Here is a 980-nt window from a genome sequence, read left to right as displayed (position 1 = left end):
GTAGCGCGTTCTGCAATTCTTCTTCAGATGCTTTAGCTCGTTCGGCTTTATCACGAATAGCACGAACTTCAGCTTCTTGCTGTAAGTTAAGACGCTGTAAACCAGTAGCACCACGCGCTTCCACACGTTCATATGCCTTATCCCATTGTTCAGCATAGCGTGCGGCAGCTTTATTGTCTTTCTTATTCTGACGCTCTTTTTCTTGCTGTTCATGGATCTTCTTCTGAGCGTCGTAGTTCTTCCCGGATAAATTGAGAAGTTCAACTAGTCCTTGCTGCTCATCCGTTAATACAGCAGTTGCGTCAGCATGTCCGCTGATATAGTTCTTAATGAACTTTTCGTTTTCTTTATACTTCTTACCAAGAGCTGTCTGAGCATCTTTCAGGATACTTGCTTGTCGTGCGTGTCCAGACATCTTTAATTGAGCAACATCTAACTCATTATTTTGAGCTTGAATTGCACTGACTAGCTCTTGTGAACGACCGGCAGCGGAACTGATGTTAATAGACAACTGCTCGTTTTCTGCTTTGAGTGCATCAGTATGACCCATTACAGCAGCAGTTAAATTGTTCAGTACAGTCGTTAAATTAGATTTAACCTGTTGTGCTTTTTGCTCAAGAGTGGATATTTCACCAATCTTAATAGCAACATCACCTTCTAACTCCTTACGGTCTTTAGTGAGTCGGTTATACTCGCTTGTTCCTTCAGTTGCTTCAGCTTGATAGCGCGTTACTGTACTAAGACGGTTCTTTAATTCAGCCAGCTCTCTGTTTTCAGCAGCAATCTGTTCGTCCAACGTGATAGCGGCACGTTGCAACTGAACACTAAGAGCTCGTTGCTGTTCAAGAGTTGTTTCTTTTAACTTGTTCTTTAAGTCTTCGTGAGAAGATGCAAGGTTCTGTGCATCTTGAACAGCTTGTTTACTGTTTTGACTCCACATGAACCATGCGGCAGCAGCTAATGTGACCACACCTACAGGT

The 980-nt window shown here is 42.9% G+C and carries 1 protein-coding gene; it reads right to left on the bottom strand.

Annotated features, from left to right (window positions below; translation table 11 throughout):
* Positions 1-980: coiled-coil domain-containing protein (locus BM613_RS14600; protein WP_146192860.1), on the bottom strand; the 980-nt coding region annotated here is incomplete at both ends.

The organism is Sulfoacidibacillus thermotolerans, from assembly GCF_003144315.1.
In the GTDB taxonomy this organism is placed as follows: Bacteria; Bacillota; Bacilli; order Alicyclobacillales; family SLC66; genus Sulfoacidibacillus; species Sulfoacidibacillus thermotolerans.
The sequence above is the reverse complement of the archived record's forward strand: the minus strand, read 5'-3'. Positions and strand labels throughout refer to the sequence as shown.